The 23,804-nt window shown below is 72.3% G+C and carries 23 protein-coding genes and 3 pseudogenes; 5 read left to right on the forward strand and 21 right to left on the reverse strand.

The features are described 5' to 3' along the window. Window positions 1-203: 203 nt before the first annotated feature. The 14 genes and pseudogenes from AC07DS_RS20020 to AC07DS_RS20085 form a co-directional block, all read right to left on the reverse strand. Window positions 204-1,040 (reverse strand): annotated as a pseudogene (locus AC07DS_RS20020) (glycosyltransferase family 87 protein); the annotation flags it as partial. Continuing rightward, complete coding sequence (gene mptB, locus AC07DS_RS20025) at window positions 1,037-2,431, reverse strand: polyprenol phosphomannose-dependent alpha 1,6 mannosyltransferase MptB (RefSeq protein WP_479147057.1); 1,395 nt, start codon at window positions 2,429-2,431, stop codon at window positions 1,037-1,039. The gene mptB and the pseudogene AC07DS_RS20020, both read right to left, overlap by 4 nt. A gap of 131 nt (window positions 2,432-2,562) precedes the next feature. Continuing rightward, window positions 2,563-3,501, reverse strand: coding sequence for a glutaminase (locus AC07DS_RS20030; protein ID WP_479147058.1), 939 nt, complete (start codon window positions 3,499-3,501; stop codon window positions 2,563-2,565). 50 nt (window positions 3,502-3,551) lie between these two features. Beyond that, window positions 3,552-4,961: an aspartate ammonia-lyase gene (aspA, locus tag AC07DS_RS20035; RefSeq protein ID WP_479147059.1), complete on the reverse strand. Its 1,410-nt coding sequence runs from the start codon at window positions 4,959-4,961 to the stop codon at window positions 3,552-3,554. A gap of 132 nt (window positions 4,962-5,093) precedes the next feature. Continuing rightward, a complete protein-coding gene (locus AC07DS_RS20040; RefSeq protein WP_479147139.1) occupies window positions 5,094-6,110 on the reverse strand; it encodes an asparaginase in 1,017 nt (338 codons plus the stop codon). Window positions 6,111-6,142: 32 nt separating this feature from the next. Beyond that, window positions 6,143-7,597: an amino acid permease gene (locus AC07DS_RS20045; RefSeq protein WP_479147061.1), complete on the reverse strand. Its 1,455-nt coding sequence runs from the start codon at window positions 7,595-7,597 to the stop codon at window positions 6,143-6,145. Beyond that, window positions 7,594-8,271 (reverse strand): FadR/GntR family transcriptional regulator, encoded by a 678-nt coding sequence (locus AC07DS_RS20050; protein ID WP_393477213.1) that lies wholly within the window; start codon window positions 8,269-8,271, stop codon window positions 7,594-7,596. The genes AC07DS_RS20045 and AC07DS_RS20050 overlap by 4 nt, the downstream gene beginning before the upstream one ends. A gap of 170 nt (window positions 8,272-8,441) precedes the next feature. After that, the gene (locus AC07DS_RS20055) at window positions 8,442-9,278 is read right to left on the reverse strand and encodes an undecaprenyl-diphosphate phosphatase (RefSeq protein WP_479147063.1); all 837 of its coding nucleotides are present in this window, start codon (window positions 9,276-9,278) and stop codon (window positions 8,442-8,444) included. A gap of 76 nt (window positions 9,279-9,354) precedes the next feature. Then, on the reverse strand, window positions 9,355-9,729 hold the full coding sequence (gene crcB / locus AC07DS_RS20060; RefSeq protein ID WP_479147064.1) for a fluoride efflux transporter CrcB: 375 nt from the start codon (window positions 9,727-9,729) through the stop codon (window positions 9,355-9,357). Next, window positions 9,726-10,106: a DUF190 domain-containing protein gene (locus AC07DS_RS20065; RefSeq protein ID WP_479147065.1), complete on the reverse strand. Its 381-nt coding sequence runs from the start codon at window positions 10,104-10,106 to the stop codon at window positions 9,726-9,728. The genes crcB (AC07DS_RS20060) and AC07DS_RS20065 overlap by 4 nt, the downstream gene beginning before the upstream one ends. Next, entirely contained in the window at window positions 10,103-10,564 is a 462-nt protein-coding gene (gene crcB, locus AC07DS_RS20070; protein WP_479147067.1) for a fluoride efflux transporter CrcB, read from the reverse strand. The genes AC07DS_RS20065 and crcB (AC07DS_RS20070) overlap by 4 nt, the downstream gene beginning before the upstream one ends. 215 nt (window positions 10,565-10,779) lie before the next feature. Continuing rightward, window positions 10,780-11,745 (reverse strand): SMP-30/gluconolactonase/LRE family protein, encoded by a 966-nt coding sequence (locus AC07DS_RS20075; RefSeq protein WP_479147068.1) that lies wholly within the window; start codon window positions 11,743-11,745, stop codon window positions 10,780-10,782. A 98-nt stretch (window positions 11,746-11,843) separates the two neighbouring features. Beyond that, window positions 11,844-12,134: a helix-turn-helix domain-containing protein gene (locus tag AC07DS_RS20080; RefSeq protein ID WP_145886019.1), complete on the reverse strand. Its 291-nt coding sequence runs from the start codon at window positions 12,132-12,134 to the stop codon at window positions 11,844-11,846. Window positions 12,135-12,277: 143 nt separating this feature from the next. After that, window positions 12,278-12,625 (reverse strand): annotated as a pseudogene (locus tag AC07DS_RS20085) (glycosyl hydrolase 53 family protein); the annotation flags it as partial. On the opposite strand from AC07DS_RS20085, the pseudogene AC07DS_RS20090 reads away from it, so the two are divergent. Beyond that, window positions 12,618-13,066, forward strand: a pseudogene (locus AC07DS_RS20090) (LacI family DNA-binding transcriptional regulator); the annotation flags it as partial. The pseudogenes AC07DS_RS20085 and AC07DS_RS20090 sit on opposite strands and share 8 nt — an antisense overlap. An 18-nt stretch (window positions 13,067-13,084) precedes the next feature. Here AC07DS_RS20090 and AC07DS_RS20095 read toward each other — a convergent pair. After that, complete coding sequence (locus tag AC07DS_RS20095; protein ID WP_479147070.1) at window positions 13,085-13,768, reverse strand: response regulator; 684 nt, start codon at window positions 13,766-13,768, stop codon at window positions 13,085-13,087. Continuing rightward, window positions 13,765-14,613 (reverse strand): sensor histidine kinase, encoded by an 849-nt coding sequence (locus AC07DS_RS20100; RefSeq protein WP_479147072.1) that lies wholly within the window; start codon window positions 14,611-14,613, stop codon window positions 13,765-13,767. Before AC07DS_RS20100 ends, AC07DS_RS20095 begins: the two co-directional genes overlap by 4 nt. A gap of 139 nt (window positions 14,614-14,752) precedes the next feature. Here AC07DS_RS20100 and AC07DS_RS20105 point away from each other — a divergent pair, with 139 nt between their 5' ends. The 4 genes from AC07DS_RS20105 (at window position 14,753) to AC07DS_RS20120 (ending at window position 18,719) form a co-directional block, all read left to right on the forward strand. Then, window positions 14,753-15,460 (forward strand): ABC transporter ATP-binding protein, encoded by a 708-nt coding sequence (locus AC07DS_RS20105; protein WP_145885458.1) that lies wholly within the window; start codon window positions 14,753-14,755, stop codon window positions 15,458-15,460. Continuing rightward, window positions 15,457-17,766, forward strand: coding sequence for an ABC transporter permease (locus AC07DS_RS20110; RefSeq protein ID WP_479147074.1), 2,310 nt, complete (start codon window positions 15,457-15,459; stop codon window positions 17,764-17,766). The genes AC07DS_RS20105 and AC07DS_RS20110 overlap by 4 nt, the downstream gene beginning before the upstream one ends. A gap of 130 nt (window positions 17,767-17,896) precedes the next feature. Then, the gene (locus AC07DS_RS20115; RefSeq protein WP_468814203.1) at window positions 17,897-18,247 is read left to right on the forward strand and encodes a VOC family protein; all 351 of its coding nucleotides are present in this window, start codon (window positions 17,897-17,899) and stop codon (window positions 18,245-18,247) included. Window positions 18,248-18,320: 73 nt separating this feature from the next. Next, on the forward strand, window positions 18,321-18,719 hold the full coding sequence (locus AC07DS_RS20120) for a MarR family winged helix-turn-helix transcriptional regulator (RefSeq protein ID WP_479147076.1): 399 nt from the start codon (window positions 18,321-18,323) through the stop codon (window positions 18,717-18,719). Here the strand turns inward: AC07DS_RS20120 and pqqB are convergent. The 5 genes from pqqB to AC07DS_RS20145 form a co-directional block, all read right to left on the reverse strand. Beyond that, window positions 18,716-19,606, reverse strand: a complete 891-nt coding sequence (pqqB, locus tag AC07DS_RS20125) for a pyrroloquinoline quinone biosynthesis protein PqqB (protein ID WP_479147078.1) — start codon at window positions 19,604-19,606, stop codon at window positions 18,716-18,718. The genes AC07DS_RS20120 and pqqB overlap by 4 nt on opposite strands. Window positions 19,607-19,671: 65 nt before the next feature. Continuing rightward, the gene (locus AC07DS_RS20130; RefSeq protein ID WP_479147079.1) at window positions 19,672-20,784 is read right to left on the reverse strand and encodes a hypothetical protein; all 1,113 of its coding nucleotides are present in this window, start codon (window positions 20,782-20,784) and stop codon (window positions 19,672-19,674) included. A 130-nt stretch (window positions 20,785-20,914) separates the two neighbouring features. Then, on the reverse strand, window positions 20,915-21,310 hold the full coding sequence (locus tag AC07DS_RS20135; RefSeq protein WP_479147081.1) for an SseB family protein: 396 nt from the start codon (window positions 21,308-21,310) through the stop codon (window positions 20,915-20,917). Between the two features lie 396 nt (window positions 21,311-21,706). Further along, window positions 21,707-22,264: a cysteine hydrolase family protein gene (locus AC07DS_RS20140; RefSeq protein WP_479147083.1), complete on the reverse strand. Its 558-nt coding sequence runs from the start codon at window positions 22,262-22,264 to the stop codon at window positions 21,707-21,709. Beyond that, complete coding sequence (locus AC07DS_RS20145) at window positions 22,261-23,766, reverse strand: purine-cytosine permease family protein (protein ID WP_479147085.1); 1,506 nt, start codon at window positions 23,764-23,766, stop codon at window positions 22,261-22,263. Before AC07DS_RS20145 ends, AC07DS_RS20140 begins: the two co-directional genes overlap by 4 nt. Window positions 23,767-23,804: the final 38 nt, after the last annotated feature.

Genomic DNA, 23,804 nt, shown 5'->3' on the forward strand with positions numbered 1-23,804 from the left:
ATGCCGGACGCGTCATCGAACCAGAGCCACACCACGCTGGTGCACAGCACGGCGTACAGGGCGCCCGCCGGCCGCGGGTGCCCGGCGCGCGCCAGCACCGCGAAGGACGGCAGCAGCCACACCAGGTGGTGCACCCAGGTGATCGGACTGACCAGGCAGGCCGCGGCACCGGTGAGGGCGAAGGCCGCCGTCCATTCGCCGGCCGCCACCGCCCGGCTCGCCCGCCACGCCCACACACACAGCACCAGCAGGACCACCGTGGCCCACAGTGCACGGTCCGGTTCGCCGAGCCGGGCCAGGACGCCCTGCAGCGACTGGTTGGAGACGTAGTCGAGGCGGCCGACCCGGTTGGTGTCCCAGAGCGCCTCGGTCCAGTAGAAGCGGGACGCACGGGGGTCCGCCCAGGCGGCAAGACCGGTCGCCGCGAGCGCCACGGCCGTGGCCACCCCGGCCGCCCGCCAGCGCCGGGCGAGCAGAAGCAGCCCGATGAACAGGGCCGGCGTGAGCTTCACGGCGGCAGCGAGCCCGACCCCGACGCCCGCCCGGCGGTCGCGTCCGGTCGACAGCAGCCAGGCGTCGCCGAGCACCACGGCCAGCAGGACCAGGTTCACCTGGCCGAAGCTGAAGGTGTCGCGCAGCGGCTCGAACAGCGCGAGCACGCACAGGGCGAGCGACCACCGGAACCAGCCGTGCCGTCGCCAGCCGGGCCCGGCCAGGATGCGCAGGACCACCGCCAGCGCGGCCAGGTTCACCAGCAGGGAGGCCACGATCGCGGTGTGCCGGCCCATCGGGGCCAGCGGCAGCATGATGAGCGCGGCGAACGGCGGATACGTGAAGCCGTACGTCGTCCCCGGCACCCGGTAGTCGTAGATCCGGCCGCCGTGGTGCACCCAGGTGTGCACGGCGCCGTAGTACACGCGCAGGTCGAAGAAGTCCCGCAGCAGCGGCACGGTCGCCGTGAACACGGTCACCGCGGTGGCCAGGGCCAGCACGAGCAGCGCGCGGCCCCGGTCCGTGCGTGGCAGGGTCGGCGTCGTCATGCCGTGCGTCCCGTCGCCGGGGCCTGGGCCGCCTGGTGGGCCTGCCACAGGACGACCACGCCGAGCAGCCCGCCCGAGACGGCAAGGACCAGCTGGCCGATGTCCGCCGGGCCGCCGCTGGGCAGGACGGCGAGGGCCAGGACACCGGCGAGGGCGGCCACCCGGTGCCGTACCGAGGTGCTGGGTGCGGCGGCCGCGATGAGGAACAGACCCCACAGCACGTACCAGGGGCGGATCGCCGGGCCGAAGACGGCCACCGCGAGCAGGCTCAGGCCGAGGGCGTAGACCGGTCGCAGGCGCAGCCGGAGCCATATCAGCACGATGACCGCGGCGGTGACCGCGAGGCCCAGCAGATGCCAGACCGGTACGGCGAGCGGGGCCAGGTCGCTGCCGAGGCGGTCGAGCAGGGCTCCGGTGGCGCGGCCCAGCAGGCTGGTGAGCGCCCAGTTGTGCGGGGAGACGGGTGTGTCCAGGGCGCGGATCCAGCCGTACCCGGTGCCGGCCACGGCGGTTGCGGCGACCGTGGTCGCCACCGCGGCGGCGGCCGTCGTCATGGTGGCCCACAGCGGGGTGCGGCGGGTGCGGATCTGCAGGACCACCACCGCGAGCAGGCCCAGCGCGGCGGGTGCCTTCACCAGGGCGGCGAGCGTGACGAGCACCGCCCCGAGGACGGGCCACCGGCCACGGGCGGCGACCAGGCCGAGCCCCAGCAGTCCGAGCATGAGCGCGTCGTTGTGGGCGCCCGCGACCAGGTGCAGCAGGACCAGCGGGTTGAGGGCGCCGAGCCACAGCGCGGCGGCCGGGTCGGCGCCGCTGTGCCGGGCCAGCCGGGGCAGGGCCGCCGCCATCAGGGCCACCCCGAGGAGGGCGACCAGGCGCATGCCGATCAGGCCCGCGGGCAGTTCGCCACGGGTCAGCCCGGACAGCGCGGAGGCCAGCCACAGGAAGGCGGGGCCGTACGGGGCGGCCGTGTGCTGCCACACCGGGGCCACCTCGTCCGCCAGCGGTCCGCCGAGCTGGGCGGGGCCCTGGGCGTACACGTCCATGTGCGCGTCGACCATGGCGCCCTGGGCGAGGTAGCTGTAGACGTCCCTGCTGAACAGCGGGGGCGCGAGCAGCAGCGGGGCCGCCCATACGGCCAGGACCACCAGCAGGGACCGCTGGGTGGGCGGTTGCGGACCGCGCACCAGGCGGCCGAGGAGCACCCAGGCCGCTATCAGCAGGACGACGCCGAAGTAGACCCCGACCAGCCCGAGCGCGGCCTGCGCCGACGCCGGGGCGAGGAGGTCCTCCACGGGCAGGGCACCGGCCGTTTCACCACCCAGTGCGAGAAAGGCGGTACCGGCCAGGCCCAGCACCTGGCAGCGGCGGAGATCGACGGGGAAAGCCATGGCCAACACTGGTTCAGCGTGTCAACGCGGGGTGGCCGGAAGGAGACACTCCACTCACCAACGGGCGGCCTGCACATGACCGGCGCGTGAGCGGTCCTGTTCAGTACGGTGCGCAGGGGCCGGGCGAACACTCAGAACACGGACAGTCCGGTCAGCGTCGTGAACCTGTCCAGGGCCGCCACCCCCGCCACCGAGTTGCCGCGCTCGTCCAGCCCGGGGCTCCACACACACAGGGTGCAGCGGCCCGGGACGACCGCGATGATGCCGCCGCCGACACCGCTCTTGCCGGGCAGGCCGACGCGGTAGGCGAAGTCACCGGCCGCGTCGTACGTCCCGCAGGTCAGCATGATCGCGTTGATCTGCTTGGCCTGGCTGCGGGTGAGCAGCCGGGTGCCGTCGGCGCAGATGCCGTGGCGGGCCAGGAAGGTGGTGGCAAGGGCCAGGTCGGCGCAGGAGGCGGCGATCGAGCACTGGCGGAAGTACTCGAAGAGCAGCGTCGGCACGGGGTTCTCGATGTTGCCGTACGACTTCATGAAGTGCGCCAGCGCCGCGTTGCGGTCGCCGTGCGTGGTCTCGGAAGCGGCGATCTGCCGGTCGAAGTCCAGGTCCGGGTTGCCGCTCTCGGCACGCAGGAAGGCGAGCAGGGTGTCGGCCGCGTCTCCGGTACGGGTCTGGAGTCGGTCGGTGACGACGAGCGCGCCCGCGTTGATGAAAGGATTCCGCGGGATGCCGTTCTCGTACTCCAGCTGCACCAGGGAGTTGAACGGGTTGCCGGAGGGCTCGCGGCCCACGTGCTCCCAGAGTTCGTCGCCCTCGCGGGCCAGCTCCAGGGCGAGCGTGAAGACCTTGGTGATGGACTGCGTGGAGAACGGCTGACGCCACTCCCCCACCCCGTACACCGTGCCGTCCAGCTCGGCGACCGCCATGCCGAAGCTGCGCGGATCGCGGGCCGCGAGGGCCGGGATGTAGTCGGCGGGACGCCCGCGGCCGGGCGTGCGCCCTATCTCCTCGGCGATGCGCTCCAGGACCGGCAGGAAGGTGAGGGACGACGTCGTTGTCATGATCACCATTGTGCCTCCCGGCCGGTCCAGGTGCGTAGCCGCAGGGGCGTAACCGCAGGTCAGGCGACAGGTGCCCCACTGCCCGCGACGATCTCGGGGCGCAGCAGGTCAGCCAGCCGCTCGGCCGGCAACAGGCCCTTCTCCAGCACGAGTTCGGCCACGCCCCGGCCGGTGGCGAGGGCCTCCTTGGCGATGTCGGTGGCGGCCGTGTACCCGATGTGCGGGTTGAGCGCGGTGACCAGGCCGATGGAGTTCTCGACGGTCGCGCGCAGCACCTCGGTGTTGGCGGTGATGCCGTCCACGCAGCGCTCGGCCAGGGTGAGGCAGGCGCGCCGCAGGTGCGTGATGCCCTCCGAGAGGGAGTGCAGGATGATCGGCTCGAAGGCGTTCAGCTGGAGCTGTCCGGCCTCGGCCGCCATGGTGATGGCGACGTCGTTGCCGATCACCTCGAAGGCGACCTGGTTGACGACCTCGGGGATCACCGGGTTGACCTTGCCCGGCATGATCGACGAACCGGCCTGCACGGGCGGCAGGTTGATCTCGCCCAGGCCCGCGCGCGGACCGGAGGAGAGCAGACGCAGGTCGTTGCAGCTCTTGGAGAGCTTGACCGCGACCCGCTTGAGCACGCCGGACATCTGGACGAAGGCACCGCAGTCCTGGGTGGCCTCGACCAGGTTGGCCGCGGTGACCAGGGGCAGCCCGGTGATGGCGGCGAGGTGCCGGCGGGCCGCCTCGGCGTATCCGACGGGAGCGTTGAGTCCGGTGCCGATGGCCGTGGCGCCCAGGTTGATCTCATGGATCAGCTCGACGGCCTCGGCAAGACGGCTCCGGTCCTCCTCGATCATGACGGCGAACGCGGAGAACTCCTGTCCGAGCGTCATCGGCACCGCGTCCTGCAGCTGTGTACGGCCCATCTTGAGCACGTCACGGAACTCGACCGCCTTGCGGGCGAAGGAGTCCTGGAGCACGAACATCGCCTTGAGCAGGCCCCGGACCGCGAACACCGTCGCGATCTTGACGGCGGTCGGGTAGACGTCGTTGGTGGACTGCCCGAGGTTGACGTCCTCGTTGGGGTGCAGGCGCTCGTACTGCCCCTTCGCGTGCCCGAGCAGCTCCAGCGCGCGGTTCGCCACGACCTCGTTTGCGTTCATGTTGGTGGACGTGCCCGCGCCACCCTGGATGACGTCCACGACGAACTGGTCGTGCAGCTTGCCGTCCCGGATCTCCCGGCAGGCGGCGACGATCGCGGCGGCCTTCTCGGGCGCCAGCAGACCCAGCTCCTCGTTGGCGAGGGCGGCGGCCTCCTTGACGGCGGCAAGGGCGTCGATCAGGTGCGGGTACGCGGAGATCGGGGTGCCGGTGATGGGAAAGTTCTCCGTCGCGCGCAGGGTGTGCACACCCCAGTACGCGTCGGCGGGTATGTCGCGGTCGCCGAGCAGATCGTGTTCGCTTCGGGTGGGCGCGGTCATGAGAGTGCGGTCCTCTTTCTGAGGTACAGAGGTGATAGCGCCCCGTAGGGGCGCGGGGAACTGCGCGATCGACCACAAACGGCCCGCAGACCGGCGACGACCAGCAGTCCCCCGACGGCATCGGGCGAAGCGCTACGCGCAAGCGGTGAACGGCACCGGATCCAGCGCACGCACCGGCCGCACGCATCCCACCGGCTCCCCGCCACCCAGCAGCGCCTCGCCGGCGAACTCGGTCAGCAGCTCGGGGTCGACGCCCGCGCGGGCGAGCGCCGCCGCGGCGACCGGAACACGCGCCCGGTTCGCCCCGTCGGCGATCTTGACGGCGATCGCACGGCCGTCGGGCAGCGCGGCCACCTGGACGCCCTCGAAGCCGTCCTTGGCGAGCAGCCCCGGCACGGCCCGCATCAGCGCGAAGACGTCCCGGCCGGCGCCGGAGGCCATCTCCGCGTGCTCGCGCATCGCGTCGGCGACGCGCGCCTCTGGCGTGCCCGGAGCGGCGGTGGTGATGCGGGCGACGGCGCGGGCCAGGCCGTGCAGGGAGACGGAGAACAGCGGCGCGCCGCAGCCGTCCACCGTCACCCGGGCCACCCGCTGCCCGGTCAGGTCCTCGACGATCTCGGCGACGGCCTGCTGCAGGGGGTGGGCCGGGTCCAGATAGTCGTCCAGGGACCAGCCGTTGAGCTTCGCGGTCCACAGCATCGCCGCGTGCTTGCCCGAGCAGTTCTGGGCGAGGCGGGAGGGCAGCCGGCCCTCGCGCACCCAGGCGTCCCGCACGGCCGGGTCGTACGGCATGTCGGGCACGTTGCGCAGGTCGTCCTCGGTGAGACCGGCGAGTGCGAGGATCCGCCGGGTGCCGGCGAGGTGGCGCTCCTCGCCGGAGTGGCTCGCGGCGGCCAGCGAGAGCAGGTCGCCGTCGAGCGGCAGTCCGGCTCGCAGCATGGCGACGGCCTGGACGGGCTTGAGGGCCGAGCGCGGGTAGAACGCGGCCTCGATGTCGCCGAGCTGGAACTGGACCCGGCCGTCGGCTCCCAGGACGACGACGGAACCGTAGTGGATGCCCTCGACGACCCCGCCGCGGATGAGGTGGGCGACGGGAGCGTGGAGGGGCTCGCGGACGAGGGGTGGGTCCGCAGGTGAACTGCTGTACATCACTGCCTGCTTGTCAGGGAGCGCCGCGTGGGTCACGCATCGGCTCCGGAGGTGGACTTGCGCGATATGCGCCCGCGGATGGCGTACCAGCCCGCGACCAGCGCTGCGACGATCAGCGGCAGGCACAGCACGGTGGTGCGTCCGGCGCCGCCGTCGGCGTACATGAGGACCAGGACGGAGGCGAGGAACGCCAGCGTCACCAGTTCGGTCCAGGGGGAACCCGGCAGCCGGTAGGAAGGCCGGGCCAGTTCGCCCTTCTGGGTCTTCCGCCAGAAGAGCAGGTGGCAGAGCATGATCATGCCCCAGGTGGCGAGGATGCCGATCGCCGCGAAGTTCAGCACGATCTCGAAGGCGTCCGCCGGGACGACGAAGTTCAGGCCGACGCCGAGGACACAGATACCGCTGGTCAGCAGGATCCCGCCGTACGGGACCTGGGTGCGGCTCATCTTCGCGGTGAACCCGGGGGCCGAGCCGCTGACCGCCATGGAGCGCAGGATGCGGCCGGTGGAGTAGAGGCCGGAGTTGAGCGAGGACATGGCCGCGGTGAGCACGACCAGGTTCATCACACCGCCCGCCGCCGGCACGCCGATGTGGGACAGCACCGTCACGAAGGGGCTCTCGCCGGCGCTGTACTTGTTCCAGGGCAGGAGCATCGAGAGCAGGACGACGGAGCCGACGTAGAACAGGCCCACGCGCCACATGATCGAGTTGATCGCCTTGGGCATGATCTTCTCGGGGTTCTCGGTCTCACCGGCGGCCACGCCGACCAGCTCGACGGAGGCGTAGGCGAAGACGACGCCCTGGATGATCAGCAGCATGGGCAGCAGGCCGTTCGGGAAGATGCCGCCGTTGTCGGTGATCAGGGACGGTCCGGGGGTGGCGCCGTCCACGGGGTGCTGGGTGACCAGCAGGAAGATGCCGATGCACATGAAGACCACCAGCGCGCTGACCTTCACGATCGCGAACCAGAACTCCAGTTCGCCGAATATCTTCACCGAGATCAGGTTCACCGTGAGGACCACGGCGAGGGCTGCCAGCGCGATCACCCACTGCGGGATGTCGGAGAACATGCCCCAGTAGTGGGTGTAGGTGGCCACCGCCGTGATGTCGGCGATGCCGGTGGTCGCCCAGTTGAGGAAGTACATCCAGCCCGCGGTGTAGGCGCCCCGCTCGCCCAGGAACTCCCTGGCGTACGACACGAAGGCGCCGGAGGACGGACGGTAGAGCACGAGTTCGCCGAGCGCGCGCACGACGAGGAAGGCGAAGACGCCGCAGACGGCGTACGCGACGAACAGGGAGGGGCCGGCGTCGGCGAGCCGGCCGCCCGCGCCGAGGAAGAGGCCGGTGCCGATGGCACCGCCGATCGCGATCATGTTGACGTGCCGGTGCTTCAGGCTCTTGCTGTAGCCCGCGTCTCCGGCGTCGACGTGGTCGGCGACATGGCCTGACGAGGGGCGCGTCTCGCCTTTGAGGTGCTGCTCGCTCACGCCTCGGGTCCGCCTTCCGTGGGGAGGTCCGTGCGCCCGGGGCGCACGATGTGGGTGAGGGTCGTCTCGACGCGGTCGAGGTGATGACTCATGGCCTCGACGGCGTCGTGCTCGGAACCGTCGATCAGCGCCTCGACGATCGCCCGGTGCTCGCGATTGGACTGCTCGCGGCGCCCGCCCAGCTCGTTGAGGAAGGCCGACTGACGCGCCAGCGCGTCACGGATCTCCTCGATGACCCGGCGGAAGACCGGGTTCTGGGCGGCCTCGGCCACGGCGAGGTGGAAGAGGCTGTCCATCGCGACCCACGCGGTGGTGTCCGTCTCCCGCTCCATGCGGTCGAGCAGGTGGGCCATGTGGTCCAGGTTCTCGGGGGTGCGGCGCAGCGCCGCGTACCCGGCGACCGGGATCTCGATGTGGCGGCGCACCTCGAGCAGGTCGCTGGCCGCGTAGTCACCGAAGGTGGGGTCCTCGACGGCGTTCGCGACGACGAAGGTGCCCTTGCCGGTCCGGGAGACCGTCAGGCCCATCGTCTGCAGGGCGCGCAGCGCCTCGCGGAGCACGGGCCGGGACACCTCGAGGGTGCGGCACAGCTCGGCCTCGGAGGGGAGCTTGTCGCCGATGCCGTACTCGCCGCGTTCGATGGCACCGCGGAGGTGGCCGAGAACGGCTTCCATGGCGCTCACACGCCGGGGTGCCGGGCCACCTGTCTGGCTGTCTGACAGGTTCACGGGAGCGATCCTGCGGGTTGCAGGCGGGAACTGTCAAGGCGTCGCGTAAGAAAACATTCACGGGGCGCGGCGCCTGAATGCAGGCATCCGCGCCCCGTGGGCGGTTCGAGGGTCGCTCAGCTGCTGAGGGTGCCGTTGGCGAGCAGGCCGAGGAGGGCGGCGCCGATCACGAGCCGGTAGATCACGAAGGCGTTGAACGAGTGCTTGGCGACGAACTTCAGCAGCCAGGCGATGGAGGCGTAGGCGACCACGAAGGACACGATCGTGCCGACGGCCAGCGGGGCGGCGCCGACGCCCGCACCGAGGGCGTCCTTCAGCTCGTAGATGCCGGCGCCGGTCAGGGCCGGGATGCCGAGGAAGAAGGAGAGGCGGGTGGCGGCGACACGGTCCAGGTCGAGGATGAGCGCGGTGGACATGGTGGCGCCGGAGCGGGAGAAGCCGGGGAAGAGCAGGGCGAGGATCTGGGAGCAGCCGACCAGCATCGCATCCTTGAAGGAGGTGTCGTCCTCACCGCGCTTGTGGCGGCCCATCTGGTCCGCCACCCACATCACGGCGGAGCCGACGATCAGGGAACCGGCGACCACCCAGAGCGAGGCGAGCGGGCCGTCGATCAGCGGCTTGGCAGCGAGGCCCACCACGACGATCGGAACGGTCGCGGCGATCACCCACCAGGCGAACTTGTAGTCGTGGTGGTAACGCTCCTCGGGCTTGGTCAGACCGCGGAACCAGGCGGAGACGATCCGCTTGATGTCCTTGAAGAAGTACACGAGCACGGCGGCGATGGCGCCGACCTGGATGACGGCGGAGAACCCGACGACGGACTTGTCGTCGACCGGGATGTTCATGAGTCCCTCCGCGATCTTGAGGTGGCCGGTGGAGGACACGGGGAGGAACTCGGTCACCCCCTCGACGACTCCGAGGACGACGGCCTGACCGACGGAGATGGCGCTCATGCGGATCCAGTTCTGAGGAAGATTGGTCGACAGTGCTGTAGACAGTACTAACTATGCCCGGCAGTAGGCCAAGCGCCTAGCCCCACAGGGCCCCGGCAAGGGACACACCCGCGAAGGCCGCCGCGAGCCCCGCCACCACACTGGCGACGGCGTTGGCGGCAGCGTAGAGCCCCGCACCCGCCTCGGTCAGCCGCAGGGTCTCGTAGGAGAAGGTCGAGTACGTCGTCAGCGCCCCGCACAATCCGGTGCCGATCAGCAGCTGCAGGTGCGGACCTGCGGCTCCGGCGGACACGGCGCCGGTGAGCAGCCCCAGAATCAGGCATCCGGTGACATTCACCACAAAGGTGCCCCAGGGGAAGAGCGAGTCGTGCCTCGCCTGGACGGCCCGGTCGGTGAGATAGCGCAGGGGTGCACCGACCACGGCCCCCAGGACGACCAGCAGCCAGTTCACAACGACTTTTTACCCTTCGGTTCCGTCCCGTCCGGGCCGGGCGTACGCCCCGCGTACCGGATGACCTCGCACTCCTCCACCGTCACGAGGCCTTCGCCGACCAGCTCGTCCAGCTGCGGCAGGAAGGCCCGGACCCGCTCCTCGGTGTCCACCACGACGATCGCCACGGGCAGGTCCTCGCTCAGCGACAGCAGCCGGGTGGTGTGGATGCGGGAGGAGGCGCCGAATCCCTCGATCCCGCGGAAGACGCTGGCCCCGGCCAGCCCGGCGGCGTGGGCACGGTGCACGATCTCGGAGTAGAGGGGCTTGTGGTGCCAGGTGTCGTCCTCGCCGACGTAGACGGTCAGCCGCACGGCCCGGCCGGTGAGTGAGGTCATCGCTGCCTCCGGGTGAGCACCGGGCGGGCGGCGACCGAGGCCAGCCACACCGCCGCGAGGGCCGCGAACAGGGTCGCGGCGAGGTAGGCCAGCCCCGTGCGGGGGTGGCCGGAGTCGACCAGCCTGCGGATGTCGACGGCGTAGGTGGAGAAGGTGGTGAAGCCGCCGAGCACGCCGGTGCCGAAGAAGGGGCGTACGAGACGGTGGGCGGCCCACACGTCGGTGATCAGCACCATGAACACACCGATCACGGCGCAGCCGACGACATTGGTCCAGAACGTCGCCCAGGGGAATGCGCCCACGGGCGTGGGCCAGGCCAGGGTCAGCCCGTAGCGGGCCGTCGCACCGAGGGCACCGCCCACGGCGACCACGGCGACGACGGGGGCCTGGGTACGCCACTGCGACCGCCGCGCGGGCGCGGGGCGGGCCTGGAGACTCTCGGCCTTCGGGGCTGTCATGCTCGTACTTCTCCTACTCGCCGGGGCCCGGGGCATACGGGCGCCATGCCGTCGCAAGTAGGGACCGTTGGCGGCGCCTGCACCGCGGTTCGGATACGGCGGGCCCCACCGCCGCGCCGCGCAGGATGATCGCGGCCGCGGACCAGGGTAACGCCAGAGGTGCCCCGGCCGCACACGCGGCCGCGGCGGGCGGCCCCCGAGCACCTGGAAGTGGCTCAGCGTGCGGGCTCGGGCAGGGCGCACACCGCGATGCCCCGCTCCCACACACTGCCCAGCACCAGGTGACCGGAGGCCTCGCAGACGCTGGTGGCCATGCGGTAGCCGGAGCGCCGACGGGTGAGGTGCTGCAGGACGCGGCCGTCGTCGTCGACGGTGAGGACGCCGAGGGTTCCGGCGGGCCGGTAGGGCGCGCGGACGGCGACGCGGGCGGCGACGCGGCGCAGGGCCGCGGGGCCGCGGTGGAGCAGGTCGAGCGGGGGTACGCGCGGGCCGGCCAGGGCCACCCGGATCGGGCCGTCCTTGCCCGCGCGCCAGAGGTTGTCGGGCATGCCGGGCAGGTCGTCGGCGAACGGTTCGCGTCGCCCGGCCCTGGGCCCGGTCAGCCAGTAGCGGGTCAGCCGGTACGCGCTGGTCTCGGCGACGACCAGGAAGGACTCGTCGGCGGCGGCTACGAGGCCGTTGGCGAACTGGAGTCCGTCCAGCAGCACTTCGGGCCGGTCGCTGCCCGATGCGAGGCGCAACAGGCGTCCGGTGCCGGTGTGTTCGACCACGTCCCCGATCCACTGCTCCAGCGGATAGCGACGGCTGGAGACGGTGAAGTACACGCTGCCGTCGGACAGGGCGACGGCATTGCTGCAGAACCGCAGCCGCTCCCCCGCGACCGCCTCGGCGAGCACCTGGACGCCGCCGTCGTCCGGACCCACGCGCAGCAGTCCGCGGTCGGCGTCGCACACCAGGAGGGCGCCGTCCGGCAGGAGTTCGAGGCCCAGCGGCCGCCCGCCGGTGTCGGCGAGCATCTCGACGCGGGTGGCCGAGGGGTCCGCGATGCCGTCGATCCGCAGGATCCGGCCGTCCGCCACGCCGGTGAGCACCCGGCCACGGGAGTCGGCGACGACGTCCTCGGGGCCCTCGCCGCCGACGGCGACGTACCGGTGGACGACCAGAGGAGTGGGAGGGGTCATGTGCGCCTGTCCTTCGAGGTCGACGGTGTTCCATCGTCCCAGCGTCCGACGCGTCCCGGGCGATGTCGGCGAAATCGCCGCCGACGTCCTCTCCCGGTTCACCAGCCCTTCTCGAACAACCTGGCCACCTCGGCGATGCGGATCTCGTCGCGCCGGTAGTGCGTGCGGCAGCGGATCCGGCGGGTGCGGAGCAGTCCGATGCGGCTGAGGAGGTCGAGGTGGGCGGCTGCTGTCCGGCGGGAGACGCCCAGCTTGGCGGCCACCGCCCGCGCGGTGACTCCGGTCTCGGCGAGGTCGCCGTGGTGGCGTCCCGACGGGAAGTGGGCGGCCGGGTCCTTGAGCCAGTCCAGGATGTCCTGCCGTATGCCGCCCGTGGGGTTCCTCAACATCCCTCGCGCCTCCGTTCGCGGCCTCCTCGTGCGCCGTGTTCCCACTGTCGCGCAGCCGAAGCCGTCCCGTACGGGACTCCGGAGCCCTTGTCCGGTGTCGAACTGCCGTTCCCATCGGTCCCGTTCACAAAAGCGCGGAGGGGCCCGGCCCCGGAGCCGGCGTCGGCCGGGTCCCAGCCGTTGCCGGTGACCGCGGTCCAGGTCGCCTCCCAGTGGAAGACGCCGAGGCCGCGGCCGTTCGGGACGGCCTCCACGATGCCCGCCACGTCGTTCATCCACCTGGTCCGGCCGGCCACGCTCGCGGGGTGGCCCGAGGCCAGCCCGCCGGTGGTGTCGATCCGGTTGACCAGCGAGTCGTCGCTGTCCAGCCGGAAGGGGTAGGCCGCCTCGGCGACGAACACCGGCTTGCCGTACCGGGAGGCCGCGTCGTCCAAAGTGGTCTGGAAGTCGGAGAGCGGGCCGTGCCGGTAGCCGTAGTACGACAGGCCGATCGGCCTCGGCTCGAAGGTCGGTTACGCGGCCGCCGACGACCGCGACGGCGCCCGCGACATGGTGCGGCAGAGGCGGGCGTCGAGGTGGACGAGCGGCTGGTCGTCTCCGGCGACTACAGCCGGGCCGGCGGTGAGGCGGGCGCGGAGCGGCTGCCGGCGCAGGCCCCGGACCTGGACGCCGTGTTCCTGGCCTCCGACCTGATGGCCCAGGGCGTACTGGCGGTGCTGCAGCGGGCGGGCCGGCAGGTGCCTCAGGACATCGCCGTGGGCGGTTTCGACGACTCCCCCGCGGCGACCGCGGTCACTCCGGCGCTGACCACCATCCGCCGGCCGTGGGACCGGATCAGCTCCGCGATGGTGCGGGTGCTGCTCGCCCAGATCCGCGGCGAGAATCCGGCCGCGGTGATCCTCCCGACGGAACCGGTGCGCCGCGAGTCGACCCGAGGACGCCCGGGCGGGTCACCGCCGGCCCGGTCTGACCAGTCCCGTCTCATAGGCGAGGACGACCGCCTGGGCGCGGTCGCGCAGCCCCAGCTTGGCGAAGATCCGGGCCACGTGGGACTTGACCGTGGCCTCGCTGAGGGTCAGCTCGGCGGCCAGTTCGGTGTTGGACAGGCCGCGTCCCATCAGGGTCAGCACCTCCCGCTCGCGGGGGGTGAGAGCGGCCAGGTCGGCGGGGACGGTCTCGGCCGTCCGCTCGGCCTCGGCCGCGTACCGCTCCACCAGGCGCCGGGTGATCTGCGGCGCCAGCAGGGCGTCGCCGGTACCGACCAGTCGCACGGCCGCCGCCAGGTGCTCCGGCGTGACGTCCTTCAGCAGGAAGCCGCTGGCCCCGAGCGACAGCGCCGTGTACACGTACCGGTCCAGGTCGAAGGTGGTCAGCATCAGCACCCGGCAGTCCGGGGTCTGCTCCAGGATGCGCCGGGTGGCCTCCAGGCCGTCCATGGCCGGCATCCGGATGTCCATGAGCACGACGTCCGGGGAGAGTTCACGGGCGGCGGCGACCGCCTCGATGCCGTCGGCGGCCTCGCCGACCACATCGATGCCCCGAGCGGTGAGGATCAGCCGGAAGCCGGTCCGGATGAGCGTCTGGTCGTCGGCGATCAGGACGCGGGGCGCGCCCCCGGGCGCCTGCCCCGTCACGGGCGGTCCAGGGGTATGCGGGCGCGGACGCGGTAGCCACCGCCGAGTCTGCGCCGGGCGTCCAGGTCCCCGCCGTAGACGGCGACCCGCTCGCGCAGTCCGAGCAGACCACGCCCGGTGCCCGCGCCGTGCGGCTTCGGCGCGGCCGGTGCGGTGCCGGTCAGCACGCTGGGGCCGGTGTTGAGCACCTCGACGCGCAGGGCGTGGTCTGCGTAGCGCACGGACACCTCCGCCTTGCCGCCGTCGCCGTGCCGGAGCGCATTGGTCAGGGCCTCCTGGATGATGCGGTAGGCAGTCACGTCGACTCCCTGGGGCAGTGGGCGCTGCTCGCCCGAGATGCGGACCTCGACGGGGAGGCCGGCGAACGATATCCGGTCCACCAGGTGCCCGAGCCGGTCGAGGCCGGGCTGCGGGGCGAGGGGCGTGCCGGGGTCGTCGGCGCGGGCCGGGCCCAGGTCGGTGTCCTCGCCGTTCTGTGCGGGGGCCAGCAGCCCCAGCAGGTGTCTGAGGTCGGTCATCGCGCCCCGCCCGGCGTCCTCGACGGCGCGCAGGGCGGTCGCGGCCTCGTCGGGCATGGTGCCGAGCACCTCGCGGGCGGCGCTCGCCTGGACGACCATGAGGCTGACATTGTGGCTGACGATGTCGTGCAACTCACGTGCGATCCGGTCGCGTTCGGCCGCGATCGCGGTCTCGGCGGCGCTCTCCCGCTCCCGCTCCAGCAGCCACCCCCGCTCCCCGACCGCGGTCCGCCACCGGCGCCGGGTGCGCACCAGCGCGGCCGTCAGCACCAGGACGGCCGCGCACGCCACCGCGAGCGCCGCCGCCAGCACGTCGTCCTCCCCCATGGCTCAACTCTCCCAGACGGCACCGACATCCGCATCGACCTGTGGATTCAGGGCCGTGCATCCCTGGGATGAGTCCCGCCGCCGGGTGCCATCCACGGAGGGATGTCCCGGTCCCCGTCGGCCCTCTAGCGTCCTGTCCATGGTCACTGAGGTGAGAACGGGAGACACCGTCGTACGGCTCGACGGGGTGCACAAGGAGTACGGCGAGACGGTCGCCCTCGGCGGGGTCTCGCTGGAGATCCGGGCCGGGGAGGCGGTCGCGGTGATGGGGCCCTCGGGATGCGGCAAGTCCACGCTGCTCAACATGATCGCCGGTCTCGACCGGCCGTCGTCCGGCACCGTCGTCGTACACGGCGAGAACGTCGGGGAGTTGAGCGAGAAGGGGCTCGCGCTGTACCGGCGGCGCCGGATCGGCATGATCTTCCAGTTCTTCAACCTCATCGACGACCTGTCGGCCCTCGACAACGTGGCGCTGGCCGGCCAGTTGACCGGGACACCGGCCCGGCAGGCACGGCGGCGGGCCCTGGAGCTGTTCGGGGAACTGGGCATCGCCGACCGGCGCAACGCCTACCCGGCGGTGCTCAGCGGAGGTGAGCGGCAACGGGTCGCCGTGGCAAGGGCGTTGATGAACCGGCCCGCGCTGCTGCTGGCCGACGAGCCGACCGGCGCGCTGGACAGCAGGGCCGGGGAGCAGGTGATGGACCTGCTGCTGGACCTGAACCAGATAGGCCAGACCCTGATCATCGTGACGCACGACCGGCATCTCGCGCGGCGCTGCGCGAGCCGGCTGGTGGAGGTCGCGGACGGCCGGGTGACCGGCGAGCACACCCTGGAGCCGTCCGCATGAGGGCGGTGTGGAAGGCCGCACGGGCGGCCGTACGCCGGCGGAGACTTCAGACTCTGGTCATCTGGCTGGTCACGCTCGTGTCGACGGGGTCGCTCGTGGTCGCGCTGGGCCTGGTCGACGCGGCGTCCGCGCCCTTCGACCACGCTTTCGGGAAGCAGCACGGGCCGCACGTCATCGCCGCGTTCGACCCCGCCGGGGTGTCGGACGCGCAACTGGCCCACGCGGCCCGGCGGCCCGCGGTCGAGGCGGCGGCCGGACCGTTCCGGCAGGCCTCGTTGGACCTTCCGCGCGATGCCGGCAACTTCGGTCTCGGTGGCGAGGTCACGGTGGTGGGGCGTTCCGGTCCCGGCGGTCCGGTGGACCGGGTGAACGTGTGGGCGGGCCGGTGGCCCACCCGGCCCGGGGAGATCGTCCTGAACCGGCAGTCCGACTGGACCGCCGACGACTTGGGCAAGAAGGTCCGCGTGCCGTCGGGGCTCACGCTGACGATCGTCGGGTTCGGCTTCGACCTGAGCCACACCGCGGACGCCTGGGTCGCCCCGGACCAGATCGCGGCCCTGCACCCGACGGGCACCCAGATGCTGTTCCGGTTCCGGGACGCGTCGTCGGAGCGTGCGTTGCGCGCGGGCATGACCCAGGTGACCGAGGACCTGCCGAAGGGCGCGCTCGCCGGATCGGAGACGTATCTGGCGCTGAAGCACCGGATCGGCAGCGTCGCACGCGCCTACGCGCCGTACCTGATGGCCTTCGGTGTCCTGGGCATCCTGGTGGCCGTGCTGATCGTCGCCAACGTGGTCGGCGGGGCGGTGGTCTCCGGGTTCCGGCACATCGGCATCCTCAAGGCGCTGGGGTTCTCGCCGGGGCAGGTGCTGGGCGTCTACCTCGTGATGATCTCCGTACCGTCCGTCCTCGGCTGTGCGCTCGGCACACTCGCGGGCAACCTGCTGGCGCACCCCTTCTTCCGGTTCGTGTTCACCGGGCCGAACGCGGGGGTGCTGCACGACAGCGTCGGTATCGCGCCATGGGTGAACGCGCTCGCCCTGATCGGCATGCCGCTCGTGTGCGTGCTGGCCGCGCTGGGGCCCTCGATGCGGGCGCGCCGGATGTCGGCGGCGCGGGCGATCAGTGCGGGCAGTGCGCCGCGTGCCGGACGGGCGCTCGGCCTCCAGAGACGTCTGGCGGGTGCCCGGTTGCCCCGGTCGGTGAGCCTCGGTGTGGGGCTGCCGTTCGCCCGTCCGGCGCGCAGCGCGCTCACGCTGGCCGCCGTGGCCCTCGGCGTGACGACGGTGACGTTCGCGACCGGTCTGGCGACGACGCTGACCGGCTTCGGGGGTGCGGCACGGCACGCGTTCGACGTCACCGTGTACGTCGGCAACCTCCGGCACGGCAAGGAGGTGCGGCCGGTGCACAGCGACCGGCAGCTCCAGGCGATGCTGGAGACGTTGCCGGGAGCGGCCCGGGTCACGGCGCGGTCGGACGACGAAGCGCTCCTCGTCGGCACCACCCAGGTGGTCATGTTCGAGGGCCGGCGCGGGGACGTGCCCCTGGACAGCGTCCTGGTCCGGGGCCGCTGGACGCACCGCACCGGGGAGGTCGTGGCCGGCACGGCGTTCCTGCACCGGACCGGCACACACGTCGGCGATCGTCTGCGGCTGCGCAAGGGCGGCCGCGAGGAGCGGCTGACCATCGTCGGCGAGACCATGCTGGACAACGACCGGCTGGTCGTCGGCGCCTGGCCGACGGTCACGGCCCTGATCCCGGACGCCAAGCCCATCGCCTACCACGTCAGACTCCGCGAGGGCGCCGACCAGCAGGCGTACGCGCGCGCGGTGCGGGCGGCCGACCCGGGTCTGTCCCTCCAGCTGAGCGGTCCGAACAACGTCACGCGCACCATCGTCGGCTCCGCGACCGCGCTCACCCTGATGCTCGCCCTGGTCTCCGCTCTGGGCGTGTTCAACACGGCGGTCCTCAACACCCACGACCGGCGCCGCGACCTCGGCATGCTCAAGTCGATCGGCATGACCCCGCGCCAGGTCACGGTGATGACGGTGACGTCCATGGCGGTGCTCGGCGCGGTGGGCTCCCTGCTCGGGATCCCGCTGGGGATCGTCGGCTACGAGCTGGTGGTGCCGCGGATGGCGGCGGCGATCGACATCACCCTCCCGCCGTACCTGACGGACGTCTGGCACGCCCCGACGCTGGCCGTGCTGGCTCTGGCGGGGCTCGTGATCGCGGTCCTGGGCGCGTTCGTCCCGGCCCGGCGGGCGGCCCGGCTGACCGTCGCGGCGGTGCTGCGCAGCGAGTGACCACGCCGGCCCCGGGGAGCCCGCCGCCGCAACCGGTCAGGATCGGAGAAGCGGCGCGGTGCTCCCCCGCCCTAGCGTGAGAGCACCGACGGAAACCCGTCGGGCCACGCACCTCGAAGGAGTGAGTTCCATGACCGCCGGCCTGCAGACGATCATCTACCCCGTCAAGGACAAGGACCGGTCCAAGGCCCTGTTCACCGCCCTGCTGGGCGTCGAGCCGTACGTCGACGAGCCCTACTACGTCGGTTTCAAGGCCGCCGGACAGGATGTCGGCCTCGACCCGAGCGGGCACGCGCAGGGGCTGACCGGGCCGGTGCCGTTCTGGCATGTCACCGATCTGCGGGAGCGGCTCGCCGCGCTGCTGGAGGCGGGCGCGGAACTGCTCCAGGACGTCCGGGACGTCGGCAACGGCAGGCTGATCGCCTCGGTGAAGGACCCCGACGGCAACCTGGTGGGGCTGCTCCAGGACCCGTCCGCCTGAGGCCCGTACCGGTGCTTGCGCCCGCACTAGTTGCACACTCAACAACTGGCCGGATCGGTGCTACGGTGCGGGTATGGCAGTCACGACGGCCGACACCCGGCTCGAGGAGCGGTGGCGGGACATCCTCACCCTCCACGCGCACACCATGTGCGAGATCGACCGTGCCCTGCACCCGCACGGGCTGGGCGCGAGCGACTTCGAGGTGCTGGACATCCTCGCCACCGCGGCGCCCGGGGAGGGCGACCAGTGCCGGGTGCAGAACCTGGTCGGACGGGTCCATCTCAGCCAGAGCGCGCTGTCCCGGCTGATCGGCCGTCTGGCGAAGGAAGGCCTGGTGGAACGCTCGGTGTGCGCGGAGGACCGGCGCGGGGTGTGGGTCGCGCTCACGGACAAGGGCCGCGCCCTGTACGCCGAGGTACTGCCGCTCCAGCGGGCCGTGCTGGAGCGGATGCTGACCGAGCGGGCCGGCTAGAGCGTCAGCTCCGCCCCGTCCGGGAGGACCTCCACCCCGTGTTCGGCCACGCGCGCGCGTGCCCGCGAGGCGGGGTCCAGCAGCGGGTTGGTGTTGTTGAGGTGGGTGTAGATCCGGCGTGCGCCCGGATGGCGGGCCAGGGCCTCCAGTGAGCCGTCCGGGCCCGTGACCGGCAGGTGTCCCATGGCCGCCTGCCCGGCACCGGTCCGCACCGCGCCGCCCATCTCGTCGGCCGCGAAGAATGTGCCGTCCAGCAGCACGCAGTCGGCCGACGCGCACAGCTCGTCCAGCACGGGGCTCCAGGCGCCGACGCAGGGCGCGTACACCAGCACTCCCCCGCTGGCCAGGTCCTCGACGCGGTACGCCGTCACCCACGGGCCGCCGGTCCCGGGCGCCTGTGCCGGTACGTACTTCGGGATCTTGGTGCCCACCGCATGGGCCGTGACGACCAGTCCGCCGGACAGCACGAAGCCGCCGTCGGCCAGGCTGTCGGCCCACTCCCAGGCGGCGTAGCGGTCCAGGGCGGCGCGGGCGGGTGTGAGGACGGCGCGGACCGGCGGGGCCGCGTAGACCTTCAGGCCCGCAGCTCCGCGCAGCTCGGCCAGACCGGTGACGTGGTCCGCCTCCGCGTCGGTGAGCAGTACCCCGCGCAGCGGGGTGTCGCGGGGGCCGGGGCCGGGCCGCAGGGCTGGGGCGGCGGTGAGCTGGGTGCGCAGATCGGGCGACGCGTTGAGCAGCCACCAGTCCCGGCCGTTGCCGGTGACGGCGGCGCACTCCTGGCTCCGGGAGGGCAGTTTCCCGTCCCGGGCGGCCTCGCACAGCGCGCAGGCGCAGTTCCACTGCGGGAAGCCGCCTCCGGCGGCGGTGCCCAGCAGGACGACCCTCACGACGATCGGCTCCTTCGCATGCGGCGGACCTTCCGGTGGGATCTTCCCGCCGGAGGGCGGGGTGACTACTCGGAGACGGGGGGCAGTTCCGGCCGTCCTGCACCGGGCCGGCGGTCCATGGGGCGCTGCGGCGGGATGGGCCCGCCCGGGAAGTCGCGGGGGCCGGTCCACAGGCCGGGCACCGCGTCGCAGCGGCGGCACAGCTCGTACGCGACCGCCTCGTAGTTGACCCGCCAGCCCTGGAAGTGCGGCCAGGCATCCTTCGGGCTGCGTTCCGCACGGAAACCGGCTGCGCCCAGCATGGCCACCGCCTCGGCGAACTCCTCGAAGGTCAGCTGGATCGGGCTGCCCGGCGAAGGGTCGGGGTCGAAGCCGATACGCACCACACGGGCGATGTCGCGCAGGGCGGTGAAGCCGGCGCGCAGCACCAGACGGGCCTCCGGCGGGGCGAGCCTCGGATCGAGCGCGAGCTGCAGGGCGGCCGCGTCCATGACGGCGATGAGCCCGACCAGCCAGCTGCGGTGCGGGCGCGGGGAGCGGAAGGTCAGCAGGGTCGGGTACGTGGAGTGGCTCTCGCCCATGTCCGAGGCGAGGCGCTCCCAGGCCCGGTACAGCTCGGGCAGCGCGGTCTCGGTGTCGACCAGCCACTGCCGGGCGAGGATCTCCGGGCCCCAGGCGGGCTCGCCGGCCCGTGCCTGGAGCAGGGTGACCTCCAGCTCACGACGGTTGTAGGCGGCGTACAGGGTGGGCAGGTAGGCGATCTGGAGGGCGATCAGGACGGGTCCGGTGGCCGCGGCCATGAAGTCGAGCACGGACAGTTTCAGCCGGGCGCCGCTCGCGAAGCCGAGCGTGAACAGGCTGGATCCCGCCTCGCGGAAGGCGGTCGCCCAGGACAGCGGGGACGCCGCGTACAGCAGGAGGCCGTAGCCGAGCAGGGCCCCGCCGAGCCAGGTGACGAGCATGCCGATCAGCATCAGCGGGGCGAGCCACGTCTGGGCACGGTCGATGGCCTGGTAGCCGCCGCGCGCGGCGGTGAGCCCGAGGAGCCTGCGCAGCAGCCACCACAGGCGGAACACCAGCGTGGAGTAGAGGCCTCGGGGGACTACGAGCGTGCGGACGATGCTGGTCAGGACCAGCACCAGGACCAGTCCGCCGGCAGCTCCGGAGATCCATTGCATGCCGTCATTTTGGCCCCTGAGGAGGTGGGCCCACGGTGCGTGCGCGAGTGCGGTGCGTCGTGGTCCGTCGCGCCGGCGCGGCCGAGCCGCACATCGGCACGGCCCCGCGCCCCTTACGTCGGCTTGCGCTTCACCGTGCCAGAAGTGTCCGTACTCCGTGCGAGGTGAGGGTCAGGCCGTGGGTCGAGTTGCCGTCTATGGCCAGGGAGAGGTCGTCGTCGGGCCAGTGGGCGGCGAGGGTGCCGAGGGAGATCAGGTGGTAGCGGGAGACGAAGGGAAGCAGATCAGTCATCGCTCCCTCCGAGGTGAACACGGGGACGACGGGATCGCCCCCGGCCTGTTCCAGTATGGGCAGGGCGATCGTCGAGCCGTTTCCGTCGCTGTCCACCGCGTCGTCCGGCACGGGGACGAGCACTTCGCTGTGGGCGAGGGTGTCCAGGGCGGCTTGGTCCTCGGCGTTCGCGGCCAGCGCGTCCAGCGCCTGCTGGGCCGGCGTCGGAAGGGCGTCGTGTGCGGGTGTTTCCATGGCAGATCCCCAGATAGCGGCGGTGTACGGCCACGCACGGGCCGGCGCCCGGGCGTGCTCCGCTCGCGTACCCCGTGCGGCCCGGGGCATGCGTGAGGATTGCGCGGAGGGCGGGTGTCCGTCGTGGCAGGTCGGCCGAAGGCGAGGGCCGGCCGGAAGTGGTCGGGGTCGAGCAGGCCGGCGACGTGTGCGACGAAGGAGCCGTCGGCCGCCCGGCCGGCGCTCCGCGTGTCGAGAAGCCGGTCCCCCGGTGCCCGCGGCTGCAGCTCTCCCTCCCGGGCCGACGCGCAGGCCCGGCCGAGCCGGTCGTCCGGCGGGCGGCGGGCGGCGGGCGGCGGGCGCGGATCTCGCGGGCGGGGATCCGGCTGATCCGCCGGTGCTTGAGCGGGACGCCGGTCAGGGGCGGGCCCCGGCGAGCAGGTCGTCGACGGTGGTGACCCGGATGAGCGGCCGGTAGAGGTCCAGCACCTGCAGGGTCCTGGCGTGGGAGTCGTCGTCCACGCCCGCGCAGGCGTCCGCCACCACCAGGACCTCCGTGCCCGCGTCGACGGCGGCCAGGGCCGTGGACAGCACGCAGCAGTCGGTGCTGACGCCTGCCAGCACCAGCCGGCCCTCCGGGCCGACCCGCTCGGCGAGTTCCGGGGTCCACTTGCCGAAGGTGGTGGCGTCCACGACATGGCCGGTGTGACCGGCGAACTCGTCCACCAGTTCCCACAGTTCGGCGTCCGGCGGCTGGAGGGCGAACGGCCAGCGGGCGTAGTAGGCGCGCCAGGCTCCGGTCGGCTGCCCGGGGGCCAGGAATCGGGTGAAGGCGACACGGTCGCCGAAGGCCGGCAGCAGGCGTCGTACGCCCGCGGCCGCGTCGGCGAAACGGGGAGTGGCCCAGGGGCTTGCAGGGTCGGCGAAGACGCGCTGCATGTCGATGACTGCCAGCAGACCGGGGGCGGAGGTCATGCGCTGTACACCCCCTCGCCCGGCGACGGGCTCGGCGCCTCGGCCTCCTGCTCACGCACCCGGCCCCGGCCCAGCAGCAGGGTGCCGAGGAAGGCGAGCGCGAGGGCGGCCAGGACGCCGAGGTTGGCGTACGCCCAGGCGCCGGTCCTCCCGCCGAGCCCGAGCGGCTCCAGGAGGTAGCCCTGCCAGGTCAGCCAGCTCGCGGAGGTGTTGGTGACCAGGCCCCAGCCGACGGCGGTGGCGCCGAGCGTGAGCAGCAGCGGCAGCAGGGGTACGTCGCCGTAGCGGCCGTGCGGGCGGTACAGGTCGTCCTCGTCGTAGTCACGGCGGCGCAGCGCGAGGTCGGCGAGCATGACGCCGCACCAGGCGGCGACGGGCACGCCGAGCGTGGTCAGGAAGCCCATGAACTGGGCGAGGAAGCTGTCGGCGAAGAAGACGATGTAGACGGAGCCCGCGATCATCAGGATGCCGTCGAAGAGGGCGGCCAGATGGCGGGGCACGCGCACGCCCGCGGAGAGCAGGGCCAGGCCGGAGGAGTAGATGTCGAGGACGGCGCCGCCCACCAGGCCGAGGACGGCGACCACCGCGAACGGCACCAGGAACCAGGTCGGCAGGATCGTGGTCAGCGCGCCGATCGGGTCGGCCGCGATCGCCTTGCTCAGCGTCTCGGAGGAACCAGCCAGCAGGAGGCCGAAGACCAGGAGCAGCAGCGGGGCGGCGGAGGCGCCGAAGGTGGTCCAGCCGATGACACCCCGGCCGGCCGAACTGCGGGGCAGGTAGCGGGAGTAGTCGGCTGCGGCGTTGACCCAGCCGAGCCCGAATCCCGTCATCATGAACACCAGCGCGCCGATGAACTGCTGGGCGGAGCCTGCCGGGATCGCACTGACCTTGCTCCAGTGGATGTGGTCGGCGACCAGGCCGACGTAGCCGATGGTGAGCACGCCCGTGATCACGGTGATCCAGGTCTGCAGACGCATGATCAGGTCGAAGCCCATGACCCCGCCGCCCACGGTCAGCGCGGCCACCACGACGAGCGCGACCACCTCGGTCTCCGTGCCGCCGCCCCGGCCGAGCCGGCTGAAGACGGTGGCGGTGGCCATGGTGGCGAGGGCGGTGAGGACGGTCTCCCAGCCGACGGTGAGCATCCAGGAGATCACGGACGGCAGCCGGTTGCCGCGCACGCCGTAGGCGGCCCGGCTGAGCACCATCGTGGGCGCCGAACCGCGTTTGCCTGCGACCGCGACGAAGCCGCAGAGCAGGAAGGAGACGACGATGCCCAGCACGCCGGCGGCCAGGGCCTGCCCGAAGGAAATGCCGAAGCCGAGGGCGAAGGCGCCGTAACTGAGGCCGAGGACCGAGACGTTCGCACCGAACCAGGGCCAGAACAGCGTGCGCGGGGTGCCCTTGCGCTCCGCGTCGCCTATCACGTCGAGTCCGTGCGTCTCCAACTGGATCTGCCGGCCGGTGGATCTGCTGTCGAGGGAGTCCTGCGGATGCGTCATCGCCGACCAACCTGTCCCTGCCTGTCCAGACGTGTCCA

The sequence above is a fragment of the Streptomyces sp. NPDC044064 genome, from assembly GCF_056434245.1.

Coding starts and splice junctions, on each gene's coding strand:
- mptB (WP_479147057.1), bottom strand. CDS start 2,431: ATGGCTTTCCCCGTCGATCTCCGCCGCTGCCAGGTGCTGGGCCTGGCC.
- AC07DS_RS20030 (WP_479147058.1), bottom strand. CDS start 3,501: ATGGTGATCATGACAACGACGTCGTCCCTCACCTTCCTGCCGGTCCTG.
- aspA (WP_479147059.1), bottom strand. CDS start 4,961: ATGACCGCGCCCACCCGAAGCGAACACGATCTGCTCGGCGACCGCGAC.
- AC07DS_RS20040 (WP_479147139.1), bottom strand. CDS start 6,110: ATGTACAGCAGTTCACCTGCGGACCCACCCCTCGTCCGCGAGCCCCTC.
- AC07DS_RS20050 (WP_393477213.1), bottom strand. CDS start 8,271: ATGGAAGCCGTTCTCGGCCACCTCCGCGGTGCCATCGAACGCGGCGAG.
- AC07DS_RS20055 (WP_479147063.1), bottom strand. CDS start 9,278: ATGAGCGCCATCTCCGTCGGTCAGGCCGTCGTCCTCGGAGTCGTCGAG.
- AC07DS_RS20065 (WP_479147065.1), bottom strand. CDS start 10,106: ATGACCTCACTCACCGGCCGGGCCGTGCGGCTGACCGTCTACGTCGGC.
- crcB (WP_479147067.1), bottom strand. CDS start 10,564: ATGACAGCCCCGAAGGCCGAGAGTCTCCAGGCCCGCCCCGCGCCCGCG.
- AC07DS_RS20075 (WP_479147068.1), bottom strand. CDS start 11,745: ATGACCCCTCCCACTCCTCTGGTCGTCCACCGGTACGTCGCCGTCGGC.
- AC07DS_RS20080 (WP_145886019.1), bottom strand. CDS start 12,134: ATGTTGAGGAACCCCACGGGCGGCATACGGCAGGACATCCTGGACTGG.
- AC07DS_RS20100 (WP_479147072.1), bottom strand. CDS start 14,613: ATGGGGGAGGACGACGTGCTGGCGGCGGCGCTCGCGGTGGCGTGCGCG.
- AC07DS_RS20105 (WP_145885458.1), top strand. CDS start 14,753: ATGGTCACTGAGGTGAGAACGGGAGACACCGTCGTACGGCTCGACGGG.
- AC07DS_RS20110 (WP_479147074.1), top strand. CDS start 15,457: ATGAGGGCGGTGTGGAAGGCCGCACGGGCGGCCGTACGCCGGCGGAGA.
- AC07DS_RS20115 (WP_468814203.1), top strand. CDS start 17,897: ATGACCGCCGGCCTGCAGACGATCATCTACCCCGTCAAGGACAAGGAC.
- AC07DS_RS20120 (WP_479147076.1), top strand. CDS start 18,321: ATGGCAGTCACGACGGCCGACACCCGGCTCGAGGAGCGGTGGCGGGAC.
- AC07DS_RS20130 (WP_479147079.1), bottom strand. CDS start 20,784: ATGCAATGGATCTCCGGAGCTGCCGGCGGACTGGTCCTGGTGCTGGTC.
- AC07DS_RS20135 (WP_479147081.1), bottom strand. CDS start 21,310: ATGGAAACACCCGCACACGACGCCCTTCCGACGCCGGCCCAGCAGGCG.
- AC07DS_RS20140 (WP_479147083.1), bottom strand. CDS start 22,264: ATGACCTCCGCCCCCGGTCTGCTGGCAGTCATCGACATGCAGCGCGTC.
- AC07DS_RS20145 (WP_479147085.1), bottom strand. CDS start 23,766: ATGACGCATCCGCAGGACTCCCTCGACAGCAGATCCACCGGCCGGCAG.